Source organism: Massilia sp. CT11-108, from assembly GCF_047302915.1.
In the GTDB taxonomy this organism is placed as follows: domain Bacteria; phylum Pseudomonadota; class Gammaproteobacteria; order Burkholderiales; family Burkholderiaceae_D; genus Telluria; species Telluria orientalis.
This window is the reverse complement of sequence record NZ_JBKYMO010001037.1, coordinates 1-868: the sequence shown is the minus strand read 5'-3', so window position 1 is coordinate 868 and position 868 is coordinate 1. Positions and strand designations below refer to the sequence as shown.

The 868-nt window shown below is 69.8% G+C and carries 2 protein-coding genes; both read left to right on the top strand.

Annotated features, from left to right (window positions below; genetic code table 11):
- Positions 1-214 (top strand): hypothetical protein (locus ACEN88_RS32970; protein ID WP_413346496.1); only part of this gene is annotated, 214 nt, incomplete at its 5' end.
- A partial coding sequence (locus tag ACEN88_RS32965) for a hypothetical protein (protein ID WP_413346495.1) occupies positions 211-868 on the top strand: 658 nt, incomplete at its 3' end. The genes ACEN88_RS32970 and ACEN88_RS32965, both read left to right, overlap by 4 nt.

The window sequence follows — 868 nt, the reverse complement described above, 5'->3', positions numbered from 1 at the left end:
GGACGTGATCCAGCGCGTGATCCCGGCGCCGGGCGGCCAGCGCGCCATCGTCGTCCTCAAGCCGGGCAGCCGCGGGGCCAACGGCCTGGCGCTGGGCGTCAAGCGCGAACGCTTCGCCGACAAGCCTTATCTGTTCGATGCCACGTGGCCGGCCGACCCGGTCAAGATCACCTACGTCTCGTTGCTGAACGCACCCTGGGAGGAACAAGCATGAGCCGCGTCGTCGACCCCTATCGCTTCTACGCCCGCGCCGCGCTGACGAACTGGGCGCACATCAACCGGGCCCGCGATCCGCAAGACCAGCGCTGGGCGGAGGAATGGCGCCGGCGCGGCATCGAGGGCTATGCGATGGCCCAGCTGCGCTGGTCGATCAACCCGCAGCTCGCGCCCGAGCTGCCGGACCAGGACTACGGCATGCTGGGCGGGCCGTTCACGGTGTGGGCCCGGCTGCCGTCCGAGAAGGAGCTGCGCAACATTCCCTTCCACACGTACCAGAACCAGGACGGCGCCACGATCGTGTGGTGGATGGGCGATCCGCTCGTGTACGTCACGGTCGGCATCGACGTCACCGCCGCCAATGCGAACCTGGCCGCACTGAACGGCCCGGTGGCGATCGACGCGCTGGAAATCATCCAGACCGTGGGTACCGGCCAGCGCCAGGTCCTGCTGTGGGGCACGTCCATCGTCGCGGTGGCGATCGCGTCGCCCGGCCCCGTCGGCGTGATCTCGGTGCGCGGGATCACGGCGCACGACTACGCGAACTCGGACGCGTGGCGGCCGCTGGAGATCGTCGGCCTGCCGGTCGAGCCGTCCGAATGGTCGGACGTGGGACGGCACGCCGACAAGCAGGGCATGGTCGGCGCGCTGA